A 701-nucleotide genomic window follows, 5' to 3' on the forward strand; every position below is an offset into this window, starting at 1 on the left:
TTAATGCATTGACCTGCACCTTTAATGCATTGACCTGCAACTTTAATGCACTGACCTGCACCTTTAATGCATTGACCTGCACCTTTAATGCATTGACCTGCAAAAATTAATCTTCCCTACGTTACGCAACAACTCTAAAAGACTTGTGTGTACACGGTAGCTCACGGAGGGGAGAGGACAAAACGTTCTCACCAAGCGGGTTTAGCGTTAAGTTGACACCTATGCGCAAGCCCTTGCGCCCCTACCGCGTGGTCTATTTACTATTTTGGTTGATTAGGACGGTTTCCTTGGGGAGAGGCTCCACCATCGCCAGGAGGATGAGGTGGAACACCTAGTGCGTCGATCAACTGTTGTTCTGTGACACCCAGCTTTGCTGCTGCGGCTTTAAAATCAGGTCTGGGTGGACGTTGACTGCGATCGCCTGGATTTGGTGGATTGGCTGGAACTCCTAACGCCGCCTTTAACTGGGCTTCTGTAACTCCTAATTTGGTTGCTGCTGCTGCAAAATCAGGTCTGGGTGGACGTTGATTGCGATCGCCTGGATTTGGCTCCTTGGCTGGAACTCCTAACGCCGCCTTTAATTGGGCTTCTGTAACTCCTAATCTGGTTGCTGCTGCTGCAAAATCAGGTCTGGGTGGGCGTTGACTGCGATCGCCTGGATTTGGCTCCTTGGCTGGAACTCCTAACGCCGCCTTTAATTG

1 pseudogene is annotated in these 701 nt (G+C 50.4%); it reads right to left on the bottom strand.

The annotated features are described in order from the left end of the window. Positions 1-260: 260 nt before the first annotated feature. A pseudogene (locus tag RMX89_RS30835) lies at positions 261-701 on the bottom strand (hypothetical protein); the annotation flags it as partial.

Source organism: Nostoc sp. DedSLP04 (assembly GCF_034530775.1).
Taxonomy (GTDB): Bacteria; Cyanobacteriota; Cyanobacteriia; order Cyanobacteriales; family Nostocaceae; genus Nostoc.